Source organism: Winogradskyella sp. J14-2 (assembly GCF_001971725.1).
Classification (GTDB): domain Bacteria; phylum Bacteroidota; class Bacteroidia; order Flavobacteriales; family Flavobacteriaceae; genus Winogradskyella.
This window is the reverse complement of the sequence record NZ_CP019388.1, coordinates 500,440-523,629: the sequence shown is the minus strand read 5'-3', so window position 1 is coordinate 523,629 and position 23,190 is coordinate 500,440. Positions and strand designations below refer to the sequence as shown.

Genomic DNA, 23,190 nt, shown 5'->3' with positions numbered 1-23,190 from the left:
TAACTTTTTTTTTAGAGATTGTTTTTTAGAGTTTAGCGGTGCACACAAAACCAAAGTTTAACTAACTAAACAACTAATCTTTATGAAAAAAACAAGTTTATTTTTATTTCTTGTGGCAATAGCACTCGTGCCAATTGCGTCATGGGCTCAGCAAGAAGATGCTGAGCCTGATCATTCTTACAAGCCAATGCAATTTAAATTAAATGAAGACGGTAGTAAGTATATGAGATTTATTACTTGGCATCAGATGTGGCTGCAAGGTGGATCTGAACAACAAGGCCCTAAATTTTCAATTCGAAGATCAAGAATTTTGGCCTATGCTCAAATATCTCCTAGATTTTTGATACTAACCCATTTTGGACTAAATAGTTTAGGTGCTGGTAACCTTACTGCTAATCCAAATTCTCAGCAGAATAATCAGCGAAGTTTATTGTTTTTGCACGATGCTTGGGCTGAGTTTGCGGTAGTACCTCAAAAATTATATATAGGATCTGGTTTACACTATTGGAATGGAATTTCAAGATTAACAAACCAAAGTACCCTAAATATGATGACCTTAGATAACCCAGGAGGCCAAGGTGGTGCCTCGGTATCTGATGCTAGATTATTTCCATGGTCAAACATCACAACAAGCGACCAATTTGCAAGGCATTTAGGTATTTATGCTAAAGGTTCTCTCGGAAATTTTGGATATCGAATTTCTGCAAATAATGCAAGAAATAATATCGGTGAATTAGGCCCTACACCGACCTTTCAAGTAGATAATAGCGTAGGAACAGGAACATGGAACTATGCAGGATATTTTAAGTATGATTTTTTTGATAAGGAATCTGATAAGCTCCCTTATTTTGTAGGGTCTTACTTAGGTAAAAAGAAGGTACTTAGTGTAGGAGCTGGGTTTCATTATCACCCAGATGCCCTGGCTGTTAATAACCTTGATAATAGAGAGGATGTTTTTCATACTGCTTTTGATGTATTTTACGATGCACCTTTAAATGATAAATTGGCAATAAGTGCACTTGGCGCCTACTACAATTACAAATACGGAGATACTGATGGTGCGCCTGGAGGTGGTTTAGTACCATCATCTGGTACTATTCTTCATGGGCAAGCTGGACTTTTATTTAGAAATGCAAAGCTAATGCCTTATGTAAAATACAACACTCAATCTCTAGATTACACACCTAATAGTGCTAGTGAGTTTGGTGTAGGACTTAACTATTTTATAAATGGCCACTTTGCTAAGATCACAGCAGAGTATTTAACGGGTAAAAGTGGCTTAACCGGTGCAGAAAACAGAAATGTTTTCACAATTCAAACACACATATTCTTATAAATAACTTAATCATGTCAGATAAACAAAAACATGCAACAGCATACTGGAAAGAAAATGTAAAATATCTTTCAATACTTTTAGCCATTTGGTTCATTGTGTCCTATGGTTGCGGCATACTTTTTAAGGATGCTCTAAACGAAATAAGACTTGGTGGGTTTAAACTAGGCTTCTGGTTTGCTCAACAAGGATCTATATATGTATTTGTAATTCTCATTTTCATATATGTACGAATAATGAATAAACTAGATAAAAAATATGGTTACGACGATTAGTCTTAACTAATAACCAAAAATTAAAAAATTATGAGTGTACAAACTTGGACATGGATATTAGTAGGCGTAACGTTTGCGCTATATTTCGGAATTGCAATTTGGGCCAGAGCAGGCTCAACTAAAGACTTTTATGTTGCTGGTGGAGGTGTTTCGCCACTAGCAAATGGTATGGCAACAGCTGCAGATTGGATGAGTGCTGCGTCATTTATCTCAATGGCAGGATTAATTTCCTTTATGGGCTATGATGGTTCTGTCTTCCTTATGGGTTGGACAGGTGGTTACGTGCTCTTGGCCTTATTATTAGCACCTTACTTACGAAAATTTGGAAAGTTTACAGTGCCAGATTTTATTGGCGACAGATATTACTCCAATACAGCAAGGACTGTGGCAGTAATTTGTGCTTTAATTGTGTCATTTACATACGTAGCCGGACAGATGAGAGGTGTTGGAATTGTGTTTTCGCAATTTTTACAAGTTGATATTAATTTGGGTGTAATTATTGGTATGTTGGTGGTTTTAGTTTTTGCCTTTTTAGGCGGAATGAAAGGAATTACTTATACGCAAGTTGCACAGTATTGTGTTTTAATCTTTGCTTTTATGGTACCTGCCTTTTTTATATCTATACAGATGACAGGCAATATCATACCACAATTAGGAATGGGTGGTACTGTTGAAGATGGTACATTTTTACTCGATAAACTGGATGCTTTACATACGCAATTAGGGTTTAATGAATATACGGATGGTAGCAAGTCTACTTGGGATGTCTTTGCTATTACCTTAGCGTTAATGGTTGGTACAGCAGGTTTACCACACGTTATTGTACGTTTCTTTACAGTTCCTAAAGTAAAAGATGCGCGTAAGTCTGCTGGTTATGCTTTGCTTCTTATAGCTATTTTATATACAACTGCACCAGCAATAGCAGTATTTGCAAGAACTAACTTAATCGAAACGGTAAGTAATACAGAATATAAAGAGATTCCTCAATGGTTCAAAAATTGGGAGGATACAGGCTTAATTGCTTGGTCAGATAAGAATGGAGATGGTAAAATTCAGTATGTAGCAGGAAGTGCTATCGATGGCAAAAAACCTGTTTATACAGATGCCAGAGGAGCATTTGGTGAACGTTTGATATCTAATGCTAATGCTACAGAAAACGAATTGTATGTTGATAGAGATATTATGGTATTGGCAAATCCAGAAATTGCTAACTTACCAAATTGGGTTATTGCCTTAGTGGCAGCTGGTGGTATTGCAGCCGCTTTATCAACTGCAGCAGGTTTATTGTTAGTGATTTCCACTTCTATTTCCCACGATTTAATTAAAAAACAATTAAAACCAAATATCTCAGATAAAGGAGAATTAATGTGGGCAAGAGGAGCTATTGTTGTAGCTATTATTATTGCAGGTTTATTTGGTATTTATCCGCCAGGTTTTGTCGCCGCAATTGTTGCCCTAGCCTTTGGTTTGGCTGCGGCTTCATTTTTCCTGGCAATTATTTTAGGAATTTTTGATAAGCGAATGAATAGACAAGGTGCAGTTGCAGGTATGATTGTAGGTATAACAATAATGTTAGGTTACATGATTGCTTTTAAAACAGGACTTTGGAAAACCTTTGATCCGTTACCAAAAGACCAATGGTGGTTTGGTACTTCGCCAGAGGGTTTTGGTACAATTGCCATGCTTGTTAATGTTGTTGTATCGGTTGTAGTGTCTCGTATGACACCTGCACCACCAGAACATGTACAAGAAATTGTAGAAAATATTAGAATTCCATCCGGTGCGGGAGAAGCACAAAGTCATTAATTGACAAGTTTTATTAGTTAGTAAAAACAGTGTTGTAATTACAACACTGTTTTTTGTATTTTAGTTTCCAATGAAAAAAAGACACGAGCAAAAATTAATTATTCTTTCAGTAGCAGCATTTGCAATGCTAAACTTGCCTTTCTTACTGATATTTAATCATCATGGGCATGTGTTTGGTATTCCGACATTTTACCTTTCGGTTTTTTCTATATGGTTGGTGGTTATTGTAGTGTCTTATGTTGTTTTAAAACGTCATTATGAGTAATTACGTTTTATTTTTAATAATTATTATTTATCTAGCTGCTTTATTTTTTATTGCTTATTTAGCTGAGAAAAATTCCAAAAGCAAGTGGGTGAATAATTCAGTTGTTTACACGTTGTCTTTAGCTGTATACTGCACTGCCTGGACGTATTATGGAAGCATTGGTATTGCAGCTAATTCTGGTATAAATTTTCTGCCAATTTATCTTGGGCCAGTAATTGCAGCACCACTTTGGATAATCTTATTAAAAAAGATTATCAGAATTTCTAAGCAACATAAAATTAGCTCTATTGCAGATTTTATATCATTGCGTTACGGTAACCACAGGTTTTTAGGTGCATTGGTTACGATTGTTTGTCTCATGGCAATCGTGCCTTACATATCATTGCAATTAAAGGCAGTTTCTGAGACCTTTCAAATTTTATCAGATGAGACAAGTTATGTTTCTACATCAGTACTAGATGATTCTACTTTTTATATTGCCTTGCTATTGGCTGTTTTTGCTACATTTTTTGGAACACAAACTACAGATGCATCAGAAAAGCATAAAGGTATAATAATGTCTGTAGCCTTTGAGTCTATTTTAAAATTAGCCTTCTTTTTGTTTGTTGGTATTTATGTTACTTACGTTTTGTTTGATGGTACTGAGGATATTTATACTAAAATGTCTCAAGCAGAGAATTTTAATTCGCTTACCACTATCAGTGGGTTCGAAGAAGGTTTTAATTGGTTATACACCATAATGTTGTCTTTTATGGCAATATTCTTATTACCAAGACAATTTCAAGTTTCAGTAGTTGAAAATGTAAGAGAGAAACATTTAAAAAATGCAATTTGGATGTTTCCATTATATTTATTGTTATTTAACATCTTTGTTATTTTTATTGCATGGGCAGGAAATTTAACTATAGGTAACGCGGAACAAGCTGAATATTATGCCTTGTTGTTGCCATTAAAAAACGGAAATACTTTTCTTTCGGTGTTAGTTTTTTTAGGAGGGTTATCTGCGGTAATCTCAATGGTTGTTGTGGCTACTTTGGCATTATCAAATATGGTGAGTAATAATCTGGTAATACCTTATGGCTTTTTGGATTATTTTATTAAAAGTCATCCAGAACGAAATGCCAAATACATAAAAAACATAAGACGTATTTCAATTTTTTCAATCATTATTATTGCTTACGTGTTTTATGTTAATTTTTCTTTTGAATTGTCTTTATATTCTATAGGCTTAATGGCTTTTGTTATTATAGCACAGTTGGCACCATCATTTTTCATTGGTTTGTTTTGGAATAGAGGCTCATCTAATGCGACTATTATAGGAATAATCGCAGGTATTACAGTGGTTTTTTACACGTTGATATTGCCTTTTTCTTTACATGCCATAAATGGATCAGATGATTTAGTGCATTATGGCCTTGCAGGCATATCGTTTTTAAGACCTCATGCATTATTCGGTATAGATTTTTTAAGTCCACCAGCTCATGCCTTTTTCTGGAGTATTTTAGTTAACCTTTTGTGTTACATGATATTTTCGGTGTTACAAAAAGGAAACTATAGAGAGCGTAACTATGCTGAGATGTTTGTGGACAGTAAAAACTATTCGGATTTACAAGATGGTGCTTTGGTCTGGAAAGGCGAAGCCTATGTTGCGGATATAAAAAAAGTGTTACTTAAGTTTTTAGGTGAGGCCAGAACTGAGCGTGCGCTAAACTTATTCTTTAGAAAATACAACTTACCCCTAGATACTCAAATGGCTGATGCTAGATTAATAAATTTTTCTGAAAAATTACTAACAGGAAGCATAGGAAGTGCGTCGGCTAAGATACTAATTTCCAGTGTTGTAAAAGAAGATGAGGTGAGCTTGGTAGAAGTATTAAAAATTCTTGAAGAGTCTAAAGAAACCATTGCCAGAAATAAATTGCTTAGAGAAAAATCTTCCGAGCTTACAAAACTTACCAACCAATTAAAAGATGCAAACCAAGAACTCATTGAAAAAGACAAGCAAAAAGACGAATTTTTAGACACAGTAGCTCATGAGCTTAAAACACCAATTACAGGTATTAGAGCAACAACCGAATTGTTAATGGACGATGACGACGATATGCCACTAGAGATAAAAACACAGTTTCTTAAAAATATGTTACAAGATAGCGACAGGTTATCTAGACTTATACATAATATTTTAGATTTTGAAAAACTATCAAAAGGGCGCACACAGTTAAACATCAAGAAATATAATATTAGAACCACAATTCAAAAAACCATAGATAGTTTAAGGCACATCGCTGATAAAAAGCAAGTAGAGATTGTAAGCTCAAATAAAAGTGATCTTAATGCGGAATATGATGAAGATCGTATTGTACAAGTCTTAACCAATCTCATATCTAATGCCATTAAATTTTGTGATATTAAAAAAGGGAAAATTATCGTTGATTATAAATTTGAATTGGGTTATCTAAAAGTAACAATAGCGGATAACGGTAAGGGTGTGCCAAATCAAGATCTGCCTTATATTTTTGATAAATTTTACCAATCAAAGAATCAAAATATCCAAAAACCGGAGGGCAGCGGATTGGGTTTAGCCATATGTAAACAAATTGTAGAAAACCATAATGGAAAAATATGGGTAAAAAACAACGAAAAAAGTGGCGCAACCTTTGGTTTTAAGCTACCTTTTAAGTAAATTGACCAAGCATTTTTAATAATGAAGAAAATAGTTATCGTCGATGACGAACCAAATATAGTAATGACGTTAGAGTACACTTTTAAAAAACACGATTTTGAGGTGTATATTGCAAGAGATGGTGGTGAAGCGTTGGATATTTTACAAAGTGTAATTCCAGACGTTATAGTGTTAGACGTAATGATGCCCAAAGTAGATGGTTATCAAACACTTAAATCAATTAAAGAGAATAATCAGTTAAAGAATACTAAAGTGGTGTTTTTAACTGCCAAAAATAAAGCTTCGGATATTGAAAAAGGCTTAAAACTCGGAGCGGATAAATATTTAACAAAGCCCTTTTCAGTAAAAAAAATAGTTTCAGAAATTAATGAGCTCATAGCTTAGATTTCGCTTTATTAAACCTTGGTTTTGTGTGCAAAAGAAAACTAAGTTTAATTAAAGTAAAACAAAATGAAACGTCTTCGTATCAATGCTTTAACGTCTGATATTATCATCAGTATTTACGTTATTGTAACCTTATATTTCCGTTTTAAATTAGAAAGTGAAACAGCTACAGGTCCATTAGAGTCGCTTGTAATGGGTATATGCTTTGTGGTAATTCTTTGGGCTCTAATAAAGTTAAAAGTATTAAACCCAAATTGGTTTGGTTTATTTAATAATAAAAAAGTCAAACCATGAGTTATCAAGATATCTATTTAGAAAGTATAAACCACCCAGAATCCTTTTGGAAAAAGCAATCAGAGCAATTAGAATGGTTTAAAGCTCCATCAAAAATACTTGGAAGAGACCAATATGATTATCCGCAGTGGTTTCAAGATGGAGAATTAAATCTTAGCTATTTGTGTATTGATAAGCATATTAAGGACGGCTATGGAGAACAAAATGCTATTATCTACGACTCACCAGTAACAGATACAAAACAACACATATCATTTAATGAATTACATGCAGAAGTTTCTAAGCTAGCTGGTGGTTTACAAACATTAGGTTTACAAAAAGGCGATACTTGTGTCATTTATATGCCAATGATTCCTCAGGCTTTGTATGCCATGTTAGCTTGTGCGCGTTTAGGTGTTATTCATTCTGTAGTTTTTGGTGGTTTTGCACCTCATGAATTAGCAATACGAATCGATGATTGTAAACCTAAAGCCATCATTACAGCATCTAATGGTATAGAGATAAAACGTATAATTCCTTATAAGCCTTTTGTTGATGAGGCAATAACGTTGGCATCACATAAACCAGAGCATGTTATTGTTTTTGATAGGCAACTAGGTGTAGATATACCTTATCAGAAAAGAGATATTGACTATCTTGAGTTGGTTTCAAAATCAGATGCTATAGAACCTGTAAAAGTAGCGTCTAATCATCCTTCTTACATTCTTTACACTTCAGGAACAACAGGTAAGCCTAAAGGCATTATTAGAGATACAGGCGGTTATGCCACTGCACTGAAATTCTCTATGAAATATGTTTATGGAGTTGAAGAAGGTGATGTGTATTGGGCAGCAAGTGATGTAGGTTGGGTTGTAGGTCATAGTTATATTGTTTATGCACCTTTACTCAATAGAAACACTACTATTTTATTTGAAGGTAAGCCCATTAAAACACCAGATGCATCTACCTTTTGGCGCGTAATAAGTGAGCATAATGTAAAAGTAATGTTTACTGCGCCAACAGCCATAAGAGCTATAAAAAAGGAAGATCCTAATGGTGAGTTTATTGAAAAATACGATTTAAGCTCGCTTAAATATCAATTCTTGGCTGGTGAACGTTGCGATGTAGCAACTTTACGTTGGACAGAGCAACATCTTAAAGTTCCGGTAATTGATCATTGGTGGCAAACCGAAAGTGGTTGGCCAATGTTGGCAAATATGGCTGGAGTGGAGTTAATGGAAGTAAAACCAGGCTCTGCATCATTACCAGTTTGTGGATACGACATTCAAATATTAAATGAAGAAGGAAAAGAAGTAGCAGCCGGAGTAGAAGGTTATGTAGCCGTAAAATTACCATTACCACCAGGAACACTATTAAATCTTTGGGAAAATCCTGATCGCTTTAAAAATGGTTACCTAAATAAGTTTCCAGGCTATTATTTTTCTGGAGATGGAGGTTATAAGGATGAGGATGGCTATGTGTTTATTACTGGTCGTGTAGACGATATTATTAACGTAGCAGGGCATCGCTTATCTACTGCAGAGATGGAAGAAATTGTAGCGTCTCATAAATCTGTTGCCGAGTGTGCGGTTTTTGGTATACACTGCGATATTAAAGGTCAAAAACCTCTTGGATTAATTGTTCTTAAATCTGGTAAACACGCAGAAGAGCATGAAATTTCTAAAGAAATTATACAAGACGTACGTCACGAAATTGGTGCTGTTGCGGCTTTTAAAGATGTCTTTGTAGTTAAGCGATTGCCAAAAACAAGATCTGGTAAAATTCTTCGTAAATTGTTAAGGCATATTTCAGACGATTTAGAGTACAATGTGCCATCTACAATAGACGATATTGCTATAATACCAGAAATAGAATCAGTTTATAAAAAAAATCAAATAGGAATACATAAAAACATAATCAATCATGAGTAATTATCATATCAAACACTTTGAAGAGTACTTTCAAGTTTACAGAAAATCAGTAAGAAATCCAGAATCGTTTTGGGAAGAAATTGCTGAAGAACACTTTGTGTGGCGCAAAAAATGGGACAATGTTTTAAGTTGGGATTTTACAAAACCAGAAATTAAATGGTTTGAAGGCGCAAAACTAAATATTACAGAAAACTGTATCGACAGACATTTGCACACAAGAGGCGATAAGACCGCTATTTTATTCGAGCCGAATGATCCTAACGAGCCAGCAGAACATATTACTTATAAGCAGTTGCACGAGCGCGTTTGTAAGTTTGCCAACGTGCTCTTAGATAAAGGTATTAAGAAAGGTGACCGCGTTTGTATTTACCTACCTATGATTCCAGAATTGGCGGTTTCTGTATTGGCTTGTGCACGCATTGGAGCTGTACACTCCGTGGTATTTGCAGGATTTTCTGCTACTGCACTTTCAACACGTATAAATGATTGTGATGCTAAGATGGTATTAACATCAGATGGATCTTATAGAGGCGCAAAAACAATAGATTTAAAAGGTATTGTTGACGAAGCTTTAGAAGATTGTCCAGGTGTAGAATCTGTTTTGGTAGCTAAACGCATCAATTCAGACATAAACATGAAAGAAGGCCGTGATGAGTGGCTGCAGCCATTATTAGATGAAGCTTATAATGATTTAACCGCCACTATTATGGATGCTGAAGATCCATTATTCATTTTATATACTTCAGGTTCTACAGGAATGCCAAAAGGCATGTTACATACTACAGGTGGTTACATGGTCTATTCTGCATATACGTTTAAAAATGTATTTCAGTATAGAGAAGAAGACGTCTATTGGTGTACTGCTGATATAGGTTGGATTACAGGACACAGTTATATAGTTTATGGACCTTTATGTAATGGTGCCACCACCGTAATGTTTGAAGGTGTGCCAAGTTATCCCGATTTTGGACGTTTTTGGGATATTGTAGAAAAACATAAAGTCAATCAATTCTATACAGCACCAACTGCTATTAGAGCTTTAGCTAAGCATGGCACTGAGCTTGTAGAAAAATACGATTTGTCATCGCTTAAAGTTTTAGGATCTGTAGGTGAGCCTATTAATGAAGAAGCATGGCATTGGTACAATGATAATGTTGGTAAAAAGAAAAGCCCTATTGTAGACACATGGTGGCAAACTGAAACCGGCGGAATTATGATTACGCCAATACCTTTTTCAACACCAACTAAACCCACTTACGCAACCTTGCCCTTTATTGGCATTCAGCCAGCTTTAATGGATGAAAATGGAAAGGAAATTAAAGGAAATCAGGTTGATGGTAGACTTTGTATAAAATTCCCTTGGCCATCTATGGCACGTACTATTTGGGGAAATCATCAACGCTATAAGGATACCTATTTTTCCGCTTTTGAAAACATGTATTTTACAGGTGATGGAGCATTGAGAGATGAAGTAGGTTATTATAGAATTACAGGTAGAGTGGATGATGTAATTATCGTCTCTGGTCATAACTTAGGTACTGCACCAATAGAGGACGCTATTAATGAGCATAATGCTGTGGCAGAGAGTGCTATTGTTGGTTTCCCACATGATGTAAAAGGTAATGCGTTATATGGCTACATTACATTAAAAGATACAGGTGAAGACAGAAACCATGATAATGTTCGAAAAGAAATTAATCAATTAATTACAGACCGAATTGGTCCAATAGCCAAACTCGATAAAATTCAGTTTACAACAGGATTACCTAAAACGCGATCTGGTAAAATAATGAGGCGTATTTTAAGAAAAATTGCGTCAAATGACACGAGCAACCTTGGTGATACAAGTACATTGTTAAATCCAGAAGTTGTACAAGATATTATGGATAATGTTTTGTAAAAAAGATTAAAGATTAATATCCAAATCCCAAATTCCAAAAAAATTAAAATGTGTGCAACGGAATTTGGGATTTTTCTTTCTGTTTGTACTGCTTTTGTTAGCTTCTTTTCTAATTTAGCTGAAAATTAAATTCTTATGCTAAAAGCTGTTTTATTCGATATGGATGGTGTTATTGTAGACACAGAGCCATTACATCGCAAAGCATATCACCACATGTTTGACGATGTTAATATTAATGTCGATGAAGATTTATATGCGTCTTTCACAGGACAGTCTACCATTAATATCTGTAAGCGATTAGTGGATCATTTCAATTTGAAGGAAACACCAGAACATTTAGTAAGTTTGAAGCGTAGGCACTATAAAGTCTTCTTTGAGAATGATGATTTAGACCTCATAGATGGTGTTTTAGAACGAATACAAGATTATCATAATAATGGTGTTGATTTGGTTGTAGCTTCTTCAGCTTCAATGCCAGGAATAAAGCAAATATTTGAACGTTTTGACCTTAATCAATATTTTAGTGCTAAGTTCAGTGGTGCAGACTTAAAAAAGTCAAAACCACATCCTGAAATTTTTTTAAAAGCAGCAGAATCTACAGGCTTCAATAAGTCAGAATGTATGGTTATTGAAGATTCTACAAACGGAATTAAGGCAGCTCATTCTGCAGGAATTTATTGTGTAGGTTTTAAAAGTCCACACTCAAGCCATCAGGATTATACGCTTGCTGATAAGGTAATTACAGATTTTACAGAAATTGCATATAAGAAAGCTGTATATCTTGTTTAGCTATATTTTTGAGTAATATTTTGAACAACTTCAGAAGTCTTTGCTTCTTTATTTATAGATTCTAATATTTTGGGTGGAGACTGTCTTACGCTGCAATTTATAATACCGCAACGCTCGCAAGTAACACCAACGTGTGGCGATTCAATACTTTTATGGTTTAAGAAATTAACTTTGCGTTGAAGCTGTGTGTTTAGCTGAATACCTATCGAAATACTACGATAACTGTTTTGTTTAAAAGGGTCTTTAGTAGCAGAAGCTAGTACCAAGTACTTTTTATCCTCAGCCACGTAATCTGAAATTTGAATAGAAAACTCATGTTCAGAATTGTTTGCGCTAATAGCTTGCAAAACTTTTATAGAAGCCCATCTTCTGCAATAGTGTTCATTAGTTTCTCTTGCTCTGGGTGATTGCTGTTTTTCTAAGTGTAATTCTTTGTTAAGTGAAAACTTATCAGTTCCTTTCTTGTGTGAAAATCTTAAAAAGAACAAATTTTTGAGTTTAAATTCTTTAGGAAGTACATTGGTTAATCTTTGATATATGCTTTCTGGCGAGGCATTGTACTCCTGTAATAAGTGTTCAAAGTCTTTAGTTTTAAATTGCTTTTTACTGAATAGATCTTTTAGGTTGTTTACAATACTTTCTTTAGGTATAATAAGTGCACCAGCAAAATAAGACGCGTAGAAATTATTTAAAACCTTATCGAAATTATCAAATTTTATCCACGAAAACGTGTATAAACGCTCTTTTATATTTAAGTAATTATATGCTAGTTCCTTTGCGTAAATAAACGCGCGTTGTGCATCATCAATGCTTTTGGTAATTAGCAAGGTTTTGGTTTTAGGAACAAAAATAGAACGCAGATTATCAAGCTCGCTATGTGCTTCTAATTCATCGTTATTAATGTTATAGCCAAATTCTTCAATAAGAATATCTTCCAATTCTTTTGAAGTAATTTTTTTAGAAAGGTCTATTTGGTACGTTTTAGCAAACTTTACAACGTGCTCTTCTAAATCTTCGAAATAATTGTAGTTAGCCTCTTGGAACGACCTTACCGAAGCTAGAAAAAAGTTTTCTCTACTAAAATTGTAGTTATTGGCAATCTCTATAATCGTGCTTATAAATGCGGTAACCTTAGAGGGAGCATTAGAAATAATATCTATCAGCGTATTTTCTTGAATACCAAATAAATCTAAAGGGATTTCTTTCAATAGTTTTGATTGCAAAATTTCACCAATAGGCGCCAGGTTTTTATCGAGTTTTAAGGATACCAACTCATCATAGGGCACTTCTAAATGTTCCGATAATGCAGAAATTTTATCTGGCTTAGGATATTTTTTTCCTTTTTCAATTTCGTTGAGATAAGACTTGGATAAACCAGAAAGTTTAGAAAGTCCAAATAGCGAAAGTCCGCGATCTGTGCGTATTTGCTTAAGTTTTAACCCGAAAATTAATTTGATATAATCTTGTTCCATATCTACAAATATAACACTATTTGCGAACTTAATTATATAGCGAAAATAAAAAAATAGCGAACGTTCGCTTGTTTTTTTGAAAAATAGGTTGTAACATTGTTTCATCAAAATCAATAGGATATGGAAATTTCAGTTACAAATCAGCAGCAAGTACAATTTGCACAAGAGGTAAAAAACAGATACCCAGAAATTTTAACCGATGAAGCTATAGCGTTCTTAATCGCTTTACATGAAAAATTTAATACTAATAGATTAGAGTTATTAAAGCAGAGAGAAGCACAACAAGCTATTTTCGATTCAGGTAAGTTTCCTTCCTTTCCTGTTGAAACAAAAAACGTAAGAGAATCTGATTGGACAGCAGCTCCAATTCCAGAGGATTTATTAGATAGACGTGTAGAAATTACTGGTCCTGTTGATCGTAAAATGGTAATTAATGCACTCAATTCTGGTGCTAAAACTTTTATGGCAGATTTTGAGGATAGCAATGCGCCAAGTTGGACAAATAATATGGAAGGGCAAATCAACCTCAGGGACGCCAACACTAAAACCATAGAGCTTGTAGATGAGGCTAGAGGTAAGCATTATACACTTAACGAAGAAACAGCAGTACTCTTAGTAAGACCAAGAGGTTTACATCTTAATGAACGCCATTTATTGGCTGATAATGAAGAAATGTCAGGCAGTTTAGTAGATTTTGGATTGTATGTGTTTCATAATACTAAGACCTTGATGGAAAACGGTTCAGCACCATATTTCTATCTGCCAAAATTAGAGCATTATTTAGAGGCACGCTGGTGGAACAAAGTCTTTGAATTTGCACAAGCTTATCTAGGTGTACCACAAGGAACCTTCAAAGCAACCTTGCTTGTAGAAACAATTACGGCAAGTTTTCAGTTAGATGAATTTATTTTCGAATTAAAAGACCATATTGTTGGATTAAATTGTGGTCGTTGGGATTATATCTTTTCATACATCAAAAAGTTTAGAAATCACGATGGTTTTGTAGTACCAAACAGAGACCAAGTAACAATGACAATACCTTTTATGGCTGCGTATTCTAATTTGGTCATTCAACGTTGCCATAAAAGAGGTATTCACGCCATGGGTGGGATGGCAGCACAAATTCCGATTAAAAACAATCCAGAAGCCAATAAAGCAGCATTAGAAAAAGTAAGATTAGATAAAGAACGCGAGGCAAAGAATGGTCACGATGGTACTTGGGTAGCACATCCTGCTTTGGTAGAGGTGGCCATGAAAGAATTTGATAAGTATATGCCAACGCCAAATCAAATCTTCAAAAAGCGTGAAGATATCATAGTAACTGAGGCCGATTTGGTAGCCTTGCCACAAGGTACAATTACTGAGGCTGGTATTAGAAAAAATATTAATGTAGGTGTACTATATATGGAAGCTTGGCTCAGAGGCTATGGTGCGGTAGCACTTTATAATTTAATGGAAGATGCCGCTACGGCAGAAATATCGAGAACCCAAGTATGGCAATGGTTAAAGAATGAAATACTTCTTGAAGATGGACGTCAATTTAATAAAGCTTTATTTGATGAGATTTTTGATGATGAAGTAGAAAAAATCATAACAGAAGTAGGTGAGTGCAAAATAAAAGATACAAAGTTTTGTGATGCCATTAACCTTTTCAAAAAGCTGGTTACTCAAGAGAATTTTGAAGAATTTTTAACGCTTTCAGCGTATCAACAACTATAAAAAAATATCCCGCTAATGCGGCAACATTAAACGGGATCTATATAAAACTAAAGTATCATTAATACATTTCAAAGTTATGAAAAATTTATCACAATCTAATTATGCTTCTGCTTTACAGACCGTAAAAGATTTAAAAACAAAATTTGGTAACAATTGGGCAGCAATCAATCCAGATAGCGCTGCGAGAATGGCAACTCAAAACCGTTTTAAAACAGGTTTAGAAATTGCAAAGTATACAGCAGCTATTATGCGCCAAGATATGGCAGATTACGATGCTGATTCTTCAAATTATACACAATCTTTAGGTTGCTGGCATGGGTTTGTGGCGCAACAAAAAATGATTGCAGTAAAAAAGCACCACAAAACCACAAGTAAACGCTACTTATACTTATCTGGTTGGATGGTTGCAGCATTACGTTCTGAGTTTGGGCCATTACCAGACCAATCTATGCACGAAAAAACTGCTGTACCAGCACTAATCGAAGAAATTTATGATTTCTTGGGCCAGGCTGATGCCATAGAGCTTAATGATTTGTTTAGAAGACAAGCCAATGGTGAAGATGTGCAGAACGAGATTGATAATTTTGAAACACATATTGTACCAATCATTGCAGATATAGATGCTGGTTTTGGTAATGAGGAAGCGACGTATTTATTAGCGAAAAAGATGATTCAGGCTGGTGCTTGTGCTATTCAGATCGAAAATCAAGTCTCTGATGCTAAGCAATGTGGTCATCAAGATGGAAAGGTTACGGTTCCACACGAAGATTTTATAGCAAAGCTTAATGCTGTACGTTATGCGTTTTTAGAATTAGGTGTAGATGAAGGTGTTATTGTGGCGCGTACAGATTCTGAAGGTGCAGGATTAACACAAAAGTTACCAGTAAGTAAAGAGCCTGGTGATTTGGCCTCAAAGTATTTAGCGTTTGTAGATGCCGAAGAAGTTACAATGGATGAAGTAAAAGAAGATGAAGTGTTATTAAAGCGTGATGGTAAACTGGTAAGACCAATAAGATTACCAAATGGATTATATAAATTTAAAGATGGTTCTAACATCGATAGAGTAGTGCTGGATTGTATTACAAGCCTACAAAATGGTGCAGATTTATTATGGATTGAAACACCAACACCAAACGTAAAACAAATTGCCCATATGGTAAACCGCGTACGCGAAGTAGTGCCAAATGCTAAGTTGGTGTATAATAATTCTCCATCATTTAATTGGACTTTAAATTTCCGTAATCAGGTTTTTGAAGAAATGCTTGCTGAAGGGGAAAATATGACAGCCTATGATAGAAATAATCTGATGAGCGCAGAGTATGATGGTACAGAATTATGCCACAGAGCAGACCAGAAGATTAAGACTTTTCAGGTAGATGGTGCGAAAGAGGCTGGTATATTTCATCATTTAATTACTTTACCAACATACCACACCACAGCATTACATATGAATGATTTAACCGAAGGTTATTTTGGTAATGATGGCATGCTGGCATATGTAAGAGACGTACAGCGTCAAGAAATTAGAAAAGGTGTGTCTTGCGTTAAACACCAAAGAATGGCTGGTTCTGACCTTGGCGATGACCACAAAACGTTCTTTGCAGGAGACAATGCTCTAAAAGCAGGTGGCGAAAAGAATACCTCTAATCAATTTGAAGCAAAAGGAGATAAAATAAAAATAAAAAAGAAATTAAGCGTAGTTGCTTAATGTAATGACCATACAGTTCATCTGACAGTAATCTGTAGTTCATTAATTTAGTTAGGAGAAAACACATCTAAACATAGATGTGTTTTTTTGTTTTAACATTTTGAAGGTTAGCGATTTAATTTACATTTAGACGTTTGTTTTTTTAATGCGCTGTATTTAAACAAGTAATATTACACTTGGTCTAAATTATTGATATTCTATGTGAATTTTTGATTTCTTTTGAGGTGATATTAATCACCCCAAACAATTATATACTTTGCGATATGTCTTACTCTATATAGTATTGTTTGTACTCTCAGTTACAAATATTAATGCACATGGTGATTTGCATAAACGAATATTGAAAGCTTCTCAAGAGATAAAAAAGTATCCTGATAGTGCTTATCTATATTTTAAAAGAGGACAACTCTATTACCAACACAAAACTTACATAAAAAGCCTTAGAGATTTTAAATCATCAAAATCATTAGGGTTAGAATCTAAAGAACAGAACTTTTACATCGCTAAAAGCAAATATCACCTAGAGCAATACACGTCTTCTAAAAAAACTATTAAAAAGATATTAAAAAATGATCCAAATAATAGTAGTGCTTTAAAACTATTGGCAGATATCTACTTTAAAAAAAGTAAATATAAAAAGGCCGCAAATTTATACGATGAAATTTTAGCAAATTCTAAAATAACATTGCCTGAAGATTATATACATGCATCAAAAACATGGTACGCTACAAATACTGATTACGGTTATAAACGTTCTCAATCGATACTTCTTCAAGGCATTGAAAAATTAGGAGATATCATTGTTTTGTATAATAAACTTATTTCAAATTACGAAGCGAAACAAGATTATGAATCAGCGATAAAATTTCAGAATAAAGTCATTGAAATTAGTAACAGAAAAGAGAGAGCCTACTTAAAACTGGCTAGCATTCAGATTAAACAAGAAAGATTTAAAGCTGCAGAATTTTCAATAGAGAAAGCTGAAGAAAGTTATAATGAGCTACCGCACAGGTTACGGAATGCAAAATTTATGCAAGAATTTTATTCAGAGCTACAGTCTAAAAAATCTATTCTAAATAATTAAAAGATATGAAAAGAAATTACGTACTTATACTTTTGGTTTTTATGTCATTGTCTGTAACTGGGCAAATGATTGTTCGAGGTCCATATCTTCAGAAAGGTACTGAGACAGGCGTTACAATAAAATGGAGAACAGATGCAGCCGATACATCTGTTATTGAGTATAGTACAGATATGACATTTTCTACCTATTCAACTTTTAATGAGGCTACACTAAAGACAGAGCATGAAGTTGAAATTGTAGGCCTAACAGCCGGTACTGTTTACTACTATAGATTAGGTACAGGTGGCAGCTTATTAGCTCATAATTCAGCGCTCTATTTTAAGACTCATCCTACTGCTGGCTCTATTGACCCTTACACCTTCTGGATCCTTGGAGGTATAGGTAAAGCGGGTTTTAGCTCTAATTCAGCCAGAGCTGCAGAGGTAAGGGATGCGTTCTATTCTTACATAGGCAATCATACAATTGATGGTATTATTTTAACAGGAGATAATGCAGACTCTAAAGGAACAGATGCTCAATACCAAAGCAGTATGTTTAACACCTACTCAGATAAATTACAGAATTCAATTGTATGGTCTACCATTGGTAATATAGATGGGCAATTTGTTAATAACACATCTGGCCCAATAGGTGCTTATTACGATATTTTTACGTTTCCAACCTTAGGTGAGTCTGGTGGTTTGGCATCAGGCACAGAGTCTTATTATTCCTTTGATTACGGTAATGTACATTTTATAGTTTTAAATTCTTTTGAAGAAGACAGATCTGTTGGCAGTACTATGTATAATTGGGCTTTAAATGATATCCAAAATACAACTCAGCAATGGATTGTTGGAATATGGCACCACCCACCATATTCTAAAGGCTACCATACTTCTGAAGGTATTCAATATAATGGTGATCCGGTTGAAATAGAATTAATAGAAATGCGCGAAAACATTATACCAATGCTAGAAGCAAATGGAATAGATTTGGTCATTGCAGGACATTCTGAGGTCTATGAACGATCTTACTTTATTAATGGACACTATGGTGAATCGGCATCTTTCGATTTTGCTACACATACCATAGGGCCAAGTGGTGATGGTGATGGTAAGCCAACGAGCAGTGGTGCTTACAGCAAAAGCAGTATTGGTGATAATGCTGGATTAGGGACAGTATACTCAGTAAATGCTACAGCATCGCGTATTGCAAACGGAGACCTAGATCATAACGCAATGTTTTATGCGGTAAAACAATATGGTACTGGTATTTTAGAAGTAGATGGTAATAATCTCTCAATGAAGTTTTTAAATCGATTTGGTGTAATAGAAGATAGCTTTACTATTCACAAAGGCCCAGATTATGTTTACGATAATGGTTGGCAAGATGGTAATAATCCTAATGGTATAGCTACAGATTTAGAAGACTTAGTTGTAATTGCAGGTGATGCTAATATTACGTCGAATACTACATTTAATACGGTGACTGTAAATCCTAACGGTAATTTAATCGTTGACTCAGGTGTTAATTTAACTGCTAAGAATATTGTTTTAGAGTCAGATTCAGATGCGTATTCTAGTCTAAACCCTTCAGCTACAAGCGCAGTATTTGGTAGAACAAGGTATGAGAGGTACGTAAACCAGATTGGTTCTTCTTCAGGTGGTGGAAATGATTTAGTGTCCTCTCCTCTAACTAACGGAACCATGGAGACTTTTAGCGATTTTGCTGATTGGAATAAAAATATAGCAGCATCTAATAATCTAAGAGCATTTGCTCCGTTTAACAACGTTTCTGGTAATTACGAAAATTATGATATAGTCGTCAACGAAACCACAACTCTTGAAGCTGGCAAAGGATATCGTGCAGCTACTATAGATGGAAGTCCGGTTGTATTTACAGGTACCGTAAATATTGGTAACGTTAATACAACAATTTCTGCTGGCTCTGCTAGTTCTTGGAATTTAGTTGGTAACCCTTATACAAGTTACTTAGATGCTCAAGCATTTATTGCTGAAAACGGTTCATCAGGCAATGATGTTTTAGGTTCTAATTATAACGCTATTTATGGTTACAATGCTGGTACTGATGGCTCTGGTATCTGGACCATTATAAATAATGTTCAGAATATTGGAAAAAACATTGCGCCAGGCCAAGGGTTTTTTGTATTCTCAAACGGTTCTGGAGGCGCCAATAATCTGTCATTTACACCAGCAATGAGAACTACAGTGGGTAATGATGATTTTATTTTAGGTAGAAACAGTAACTCTATATCTCACCTTAGTTTAAGAATACAAGGTGTTGGTAATAACTATGACACTGATTTTTATTTTACGGATAATTGCTCCTTAGGTTTGGATATTGGTTATGATGCAGGGTCTATAGATGCAAGTGATGCTGAGTTCTCATTATATTCTCATTTAGTTACTGATAACGTCGGTGTAGATCTTGCAATTCAATGTTTGTCTTTTGATGATATGGAAAGTGTGGTAGTTCCTTTAGGAATAAATGCATCTACAGGGCATAATATTAGTGTTAATATACAAGAGAACGATTTATCCGAAGATATTAATATCTACCTCGAAGATAATCTAGAAAATACTTTTACGTTACTAAATATAAACACATATAATTTTACTACAACAGAAGATTTAGAAGGCACAGGTAGATTTTTCTTGCATTTTTCACCATCTACGCTTTCCAATGCATCCAACGATATCAATGGTCTAGAAATATTTACAACTACTAATCCAGATGTATTGAATATTAATGGTAGGTTGAGTAGATCAACAGAATTAAACCTTTACGATGTGCAAGGTAGGCTGGTATTATCTAGAGTATTAGAAAGTGGAAGCAATAAAAATTCAATAGATGTAGCGTCACTGGAATCTGGTGTGTATGTAGTAAAACTTGATGTTCTAGGTACTGTAAGAACAGAAAAGGTAATTATAAATTAACAACATTTAGTTGGCCATAAGCAAAGCACATTCAATTTTGAATGTGTTTTGTTTTTTACCTAAATGCTAGATTATAATAGCCCAACACGATTTTGTGGTCTTTCTAGATCTTTTAAGCTAATTTTTGAGTTTGTTACTAACAACTTAGAACATAATTTTAAAAACAACAATGCAGTTATGTAAGCATCACCACAAGCAGTATGTCTGTCATGAAGTGGTATTTTAAATCTTTGAGATAACTCATCTAAGCTAAAGTGTGTTTTGCTGTTGTCTAGTTTTGTTTTCTGAAATATATGGCCTGTGTCAATAACCTTGTTCTTAAGTTTGGGTAATCCTAATCTGGCAAGTGCAGCATTAACCATGGAGACATCAAATGCGGCATGATGTGCAATTAAAACTGCATTTTTAATATATGCTAAAAAGAGTTCTATAGCCTTGGGCTCTTCAATTTTATAAAGTTTACCTTCCCTTAATAAACCGTGTATTTTAACAGTATCTGCATTAAAAGTTTCTTGCTTAACATATAATTCTAGTTGATCTGATACTTTTATTTTTAAGCCCTCTATTGCTACACAGCCTATGGATAAAATTCTATCATTTTTGGTATTGAGTCCCGTGGTTTCAGTATCGAAAACAACAAAGCGTATGCGTTGAATATTTTGCTCTTGGGATATTGAAAAACAATCTTTATATGCCTCCCAATATTCTGGATAAGTTTTACGATTAAACCAATTCATTTTATAGTATTTGAGTAAGTTTAAAGCGTATTTTTATAAGCTCTTGTACCTCTTTAACAGCCTTAAAACTTTGTTTAAGTTGTAAACGATTACCTTTATCTAAAGCTTCTAGATTTATAAACCTTCCTGAGTCATTTTGTTTAAGACCTTGTTTTGTTCTGTAGGTTAAGAGGTTTTTATAAGCTTCTATACAAAACAAATAGGTGTCTTTGTTTTGAGGTTCTAATTCTATTAATTTTTCGTAACGCTCTAGTGTATTGTTTATAGCTTTTATATTATGAGAAAGAATTAATAAGCGAGCAGCATCAACCAACGGCATCATAGCACGCGCCTTAATATCAAATTGGTCCTTATGTTCGCCATCATCTTCAACTAAAAATTGTCTAAAAAAGCTTAGAGGTGGCGGATTTTGTAACGCATTTCTTCCTAAATAAGTTAAGAATATACTTCGATTTTCAATACTTTTAAATATACTTTCGGATAGTTTGCCTACAATTTCTTTTTTGCCATAAACGTATTCATAATCGAAAAAAATGGTACACAGCATAAGGTTATCTTGGTCTGGTGTTGTAATCCAGTTATTAAATTGTTTTGACCATTCTGATAGCGATAGACACCATTTTGGATTATTAGCCATCATTTTTGCTGGGCACAACTCAAAACCAATTGTTTCTAAACCTTTGTTAATGATGTTAGAGAGCTTTAAAAAGTAAGCTTTTATATTTTCATATTCGTCGGCTTCAACATCTTCAAAAACTAATGCATTATCCTGGTCGGTCATCAATAGTTGTTCTTGCCTGCCTTGGCTTCCAATGGATAACCATGCAAATTGAGTTGGAGGCTCTATATTTACTTTAGCAATTGAAAACTCAATAATTCGTTGCGTAATGGAGTCATTAATGGCAGAAACCAATCTTGATATAAAATCTATAGGTATGTCTTGTTCCAAGTAGCGTACTAATAATTTTTCTGTACGTTGTCTAATGTCCCTTAGTTGTTCTGCCGTTCGACTTCGTTTTATTTCTTTTATAAGTGCAGATGCATTATTCTCTCTGAGTACTATGATGTCGTGTTCAGATAAAATTCCTGTCAGCTCTGAGTTGTTTGTACCGTCTTTGGTAATACATAAATGTGTAATTTTATGTTTTAACATGGCGATTTGAGCTTCTGCAACCGTAATTGTTTCTGGATAGGTAATAACAGGTGAGGACATAATGCTTGTAACAGCGTCTTCTATAGAGTACATTCCTGTGGCAATCTTTATTCTTAAATCTTTGTCTGTAATAATGCCAATTGGTTTATTGTTTTCTACAATAACAATAGAGCCAACGTGCTTATTTGTCATTATACTTGCGGCCTTTTTAATAGTAGTGCGTACTTGGCATGTTATCGGGTTTTTAGAATAGTCTGCTGTTTGTAAATATGTATATTCTGATGAGTGCTGAAGGGCTTGCACAAAATCGTTATCTTCTGAAGTTTTTACCCTAACATTCGAGGCAAAGCTTGTCATTAAAAACTTATTTGCTTTACTATTAGGTGTTATAAATGTTTCTAGGTTCTCAAGAGATATACTATAGATTATACTTTCTTCAATGGCCTTTGCATTAAGTTTGTATTCCCCTTTGCGCAGTAGCGCACGAAGACCAAAAATATCACCTTCGTCACACTTGTCTACCAAGTTATTGTTGCTTCCAAAAAGACCAATAGCGCCATCACGAACGACATAAAACTGATTTACAACAGGTTGCCCAATTTCAAAAAGAAAGCGGTTGTTCTCTAAATAAATAACATCAACCGATTTTGAAATTGATAAAAGTTGTTCCTTGGTTAATAAATTAAAAGGAGGAAATCCTTTTAGGTAATCGAAAATACGCTCTGCAATGGTATTCATGCTA

General features: G+C 34.5%; 17 protein-coding genes. 14 read left to right on the top strand and 3 right to left on the bottom strand.

Annotation, left to right across the window (positions count from 1 at the left end):
• Positions 1 to 82: 82 nt before the first annotated feature.
• The 10 genes from BWZ20_RS02445 to BWZ20_RS02400 all read left to right on the top strand — a co-directional run bounded on the left by BWZ20_RS02445 (position 83) and on the right by BWZ20_RS02400 (position 11,639).
• Positions 83 to 1,336, top strand: coding sequence for a hypothetical protein (locus BWZ20_RS02445; RefSeq protein ID WP_076615754.1), 1,254 nt, complete (start codon positions 83 to 85; stop codon positions 1,334 to 1,336).
• Positions 1,337 to 1,347: 11 nt separating this feature from the next.
• Positions 1,348 to 1,608, top strand: coding sequence for a DUF4212 domain-containing protein (locus tag BWZ20_RS02440; protein WP_076615750.1), 261 nt, complete (start codon positions 1,348 to 1,350; stop codon positions 1,606 to 1,608).
• Between the two features lie 30 nt (positions 1,609 to 1,638).
• On the top strand, positions 1,639 to 3,414 hold the full coding sequence (locus BWZ20_RS02435) for a sodium:solute symporter family protein (RefSeq protein ID WP_076615747.1): 1,776 nt from the start codon (positions 1,639 to 1,641) through the stop codon (positions 3,412 to 3,414).
• Positions 3,415 to 3,484: 70 nt separating this feature from the next.
• Positions 3,485 to 3,679 (top strand): hypothetical protein, encoded by a 195-nt coding sequence (locus BWZ20_RS02430; RefSeq protein WP_076615744.1) that lies wholly within the window; start codon positions 3,485 to 3,487, stop codon positions 3,677 to 3,679.
• Positions 3,672 to 6,362, top strand: coding sequence for a sensor histidine kinase (locus BWZ20_RS02425; RefSeq protein WP_076615741.1), 2,691 nt, complete (start codon positions 3,672 to 3,674; stop codon positions 6,360 to 6,362). Before BWZ20_RS02430 ends, BWZ20_RS02425 begins: the two co-directional genes overlap by 8 nt.
• A gap of 21 nt (positions 6,363 to 6,383) precedes the next feature.
• Positions 6,384 to 6,746: a response regulator transcription factor gene (locus tag BWZ20_RS02420; RefSeq protein WP_076615738.1), complete on the top strand. Its 363-nt coding sequence runs from the start codon at positions 6,384 to 6,386 to the stop codon at positions 6,744 to 6,746.
• A gap of 66 nt (positions 6,747 to 6,812) precedes the next feature.
• Positions 6,813 to 7,040, top strand: coding sequence for a hypothetical protein (locus BWZ20_RS02415; RefSeq protein ID WP_076615735.1), 228 nt, complete (start codon positions 6,813 to 6,815; stop codon positions 7,038 to 7,040).
• Positions 7,037 to 8,950 (top strand): acetate--CoA ligase, encoded by a 1,914-nt coding sequence (locus BWZ20_RS02410; protein ID WP_076615732.1) that lies wholly within the window; start codon positions 7,037 to 7,039, stop codon positions 8,948 to 8,950. Before BWZ20_RS02415 ends, BWZ20_RS02410 begins: the two co-directional genes overlap by 4 nt.
• Complete coding sequence (gene acs, locus BWZ20_RS02405) at positions 8,943 to 10,850, top strand: acetate--CoA ligase (RefSeq protein ID WP_076615729.1); 1,908 nt, start codon at positions 8,943 to 8,945, stop codon at positions 10,848 to 10,850. Before BWZ20_RS02410 ends, acs begins: the two co-directional genes overlap by 8 nt.
• A 135-nt stretch (positions 10,851 to 10,985) precedes the next feature.
• Positions 10,986 to 11,639 (top strand): HAD family hydrolase, encoded by a 654-nt coding sequence (locus tag BWZ20_RS02400; protein WP_076615726.1) that lies wholly within the window; start codon positions 10,986 to 10,988, stop codon positions 11,637 to 11,639.
• Here BWZ20_RS02400 and BWZ20_RS02395 read toward each other — a convergent pair.
• Positions 11,636 to 13,111, bottom strand: coding sequence for a helix-turn-helix domain-containing protein (locus tag BWZ20_RS02395; RefSeq protein ID WP_076621232.1), 1,476 nt, complete (start codon positions 13,109 to 13,111; stop codon positions 11,636 to 11,638). The two genes, BWZ20_RS02400 and BWZ20_RS02395, sit on opposite strands and share 4 nt — an antisense overlap.
• A gap of 120 nt (positions 13,112 to 13,231) precedes the next feature.
• Between BWZ20_RS02395 and aceB the strand changes: the two genes are divergently transcribed.
• From aceB to BWZ20_RS02375, 4 genes are all read left to right on the top strand, one after another.
• Positions 13,232 to 14,830 (top strand): malate synthase A, encoded by a 1,599-nt coding sequence (gene aceB, locus BWZ20_RS02390; protein WP_076615724.1) that lies wholly within the window; start codon positions 13,232 to 13,234, stop codon positions 14,828 to 14,830.
• Positions 14,831 to 14,906: 76 nt separating this feature from the next.
• Positions 14,907 to 16,538 carry an isocitrate lyase gene (locus tag BWZ20_RS02385; RefSeq protein WP_076615721.1) on the top strand — a complete coding sequence of 544 codons (1,632 nt, stop codon included), beginning with the start codon at positions 14,907 to 14,909 and terminating at the stop codon, positions 16,536 to 16,538.
• A gap of 256 nt (positions 16,539 to 16,794) precedes the next feature.
• Positions 16,795 to 17,622, top strand: a complete 828-nt coding sequence (locus BWZ20_RS02380) for a tetratricopeptide repeat protein (RefSeq protein WP_157358301.1) — start codon at positions 16,795 to 16,797, stop codon at positions 17,620 to 17,622.
• Between the two features lie 5 nt (positions 17,623 to 17,627).
• Positions 17,628 to 20,558 (top strand): metallophosphoesterase, encoded by a 2,931-nt coding sequence (locus BWZ20_RS02375; RefSeq protein WP_083677142.1) that lies wholly within the window; start codon positions 17,628 to 17,630, stop codon positions 20,556 to 20,558.
• Between the two features lie 71 nt (positions 20,559 to 20,629).
• Here BWZ20_RS02375 and BWZ20_RS02370 read toward each other — a convergent pair whose 3' ends face one another.
• Both BWZ20_RS02370 and BWZ20_RS02365 read right to left on the bottom strand, forming a co-directional pair.
• Entirely contained in the window at positions 20,630 to 21,295 is a 666-nt protein-coding gene (locus BWZ20_RS02370; protein WP_076615713.1) for a 3'-5' exonuclease, read from the bottom strand.
• Position 21,296: 1 nt separating this feature from the next.
• Positions 21,297 to 23,186 carry a DUF294 nucleotidyltransferase-like domain-containing protein gene (locus BWZ20_RS02365; RefSeq protein ID WP_076615710.1) on the bottom strand — a complete coding sequence of 630 codons (1,890 nt, stop codon included), beginning with the start codon at positions 23,184 to 23,186 and terminating at the stop codon, positions 21,297 to 21,299.
• Positions 23,187 to 23,190 lie beyond the last annotated feature (4 nt).

Excerpts from the sequence above, each read along its gene's own strand:
- acs (WP_076615729.1), top strand. The coding sequence starts at position 8,943 with ATGAGTAATTATCATATCAAACACTTTGAAGAGTACTTTCAAGTTTAC.
- BWZ20_RS02385 (WP_076615721.1), top strand. The coding sequence starts at position 14,907 with ATGAAAAATTTATCACAATCTAATTATGCTTCTGCTTTACAGACCGTA.
- BWZ20_RS02395 (WP_076621232.1), bottom strand. The coding sequence starts at position 13,111 with ATGGAACAAGATTATATCAAATTAATTTTCGGGTTAAAACTTAAGCAA.
- BWZ20_RS02445 (WP_076615754.1), top strand. The coding sequence starts at position 83 with ATGAAAAAAACAAGTTTATTTTTATTTCTTGTGGCAATAGCACTCGTG.
- BWZ20_RS02420 (WP_076615738.1), top strand. The coding sequence starts at position 6,384 with ATGAAGAAAATAGTTATCGTCGATGACGAACCAAATATAGTAATGACG.
- BWZ20_RS02375 (WP_083677142.1), top strand. The coding sequence starts at position 17,628 with ATGAAAAGAAATTACGTACTTATACTTTTGGTTTTTATGTCATTGTCT.
- BWZ20_RS02370 (WP_076615713.1), bottom strand. The coding sequence starts at position 21,295 with ATGAATTGGTTTAATCGTAAAACTTATCCAGAATATTGGGAGGCATAT.
- BWZ20_RS02410 (WP_076615732.1), top strand. The coding sequence starts at position 7,037 with ATGAGTTATCAAGATATCTATTTAGAAAGTATAAACCACCCAGAATCC.
- BWZ20_RS02425 (WP_076615741.1), top strand. The coding sequence starts at position 3,672 with ATGAGTAATTACGTTTTATTTTTAATAATTATTATTTATCTAGCTGCT.
- BWZ20_RS02440 (WP_076615750.1), top strand. The coding sequence starts at position 1,348 with ATGTCAGATAAACAAAAACATGCAACAGCATACTGGAAAGAAAATGTA.
- BWZ20_RS02430 (WP_076615744.1), top strand. The coding sequence starts at position 3,485 with ATGAAAAAAAGACACGAGCAAAAATTAATTATTCTTTCAGTAGCAGCA.
- BWZ20_RS02435 (WP_076615747.1), top strand. The coding sequence starts at position 1,639 with ATGAGTGTACAAACTTGGACATGGATATTAGTAGGCGTAACGTTTGCG.
- BWZ20_RS02365 (WP_076615710.1), bottom strand. The coding sequence starts at position 23,186 with ATGAATACCATTGCAGAGCGTATTTTCGATTACCTAAAAGGATTTCCT.
- BWZ20_RS02415 (WP_076615735.1), top strand. The coding sequence starts at position 6,813 with ATGAAACGTCTTCGTATCAATGCTTTAACGTCTGATATTATCATCAGT.
- BWZ20_RS02400 (WP_076615726.1), top strand. The coding sequence starts at position 10,986 with ATGCTAAAAGCTGTTTTATTCGATATGGATGGTGTTATTGTAGACACA.
- aceB (WP_076615724.1), top strand. The coding sequence starts at position 13,232 with ATGGAAATTTCAGTTACAAATCAGCAGCAAGTACAATTTGCACAAGAG.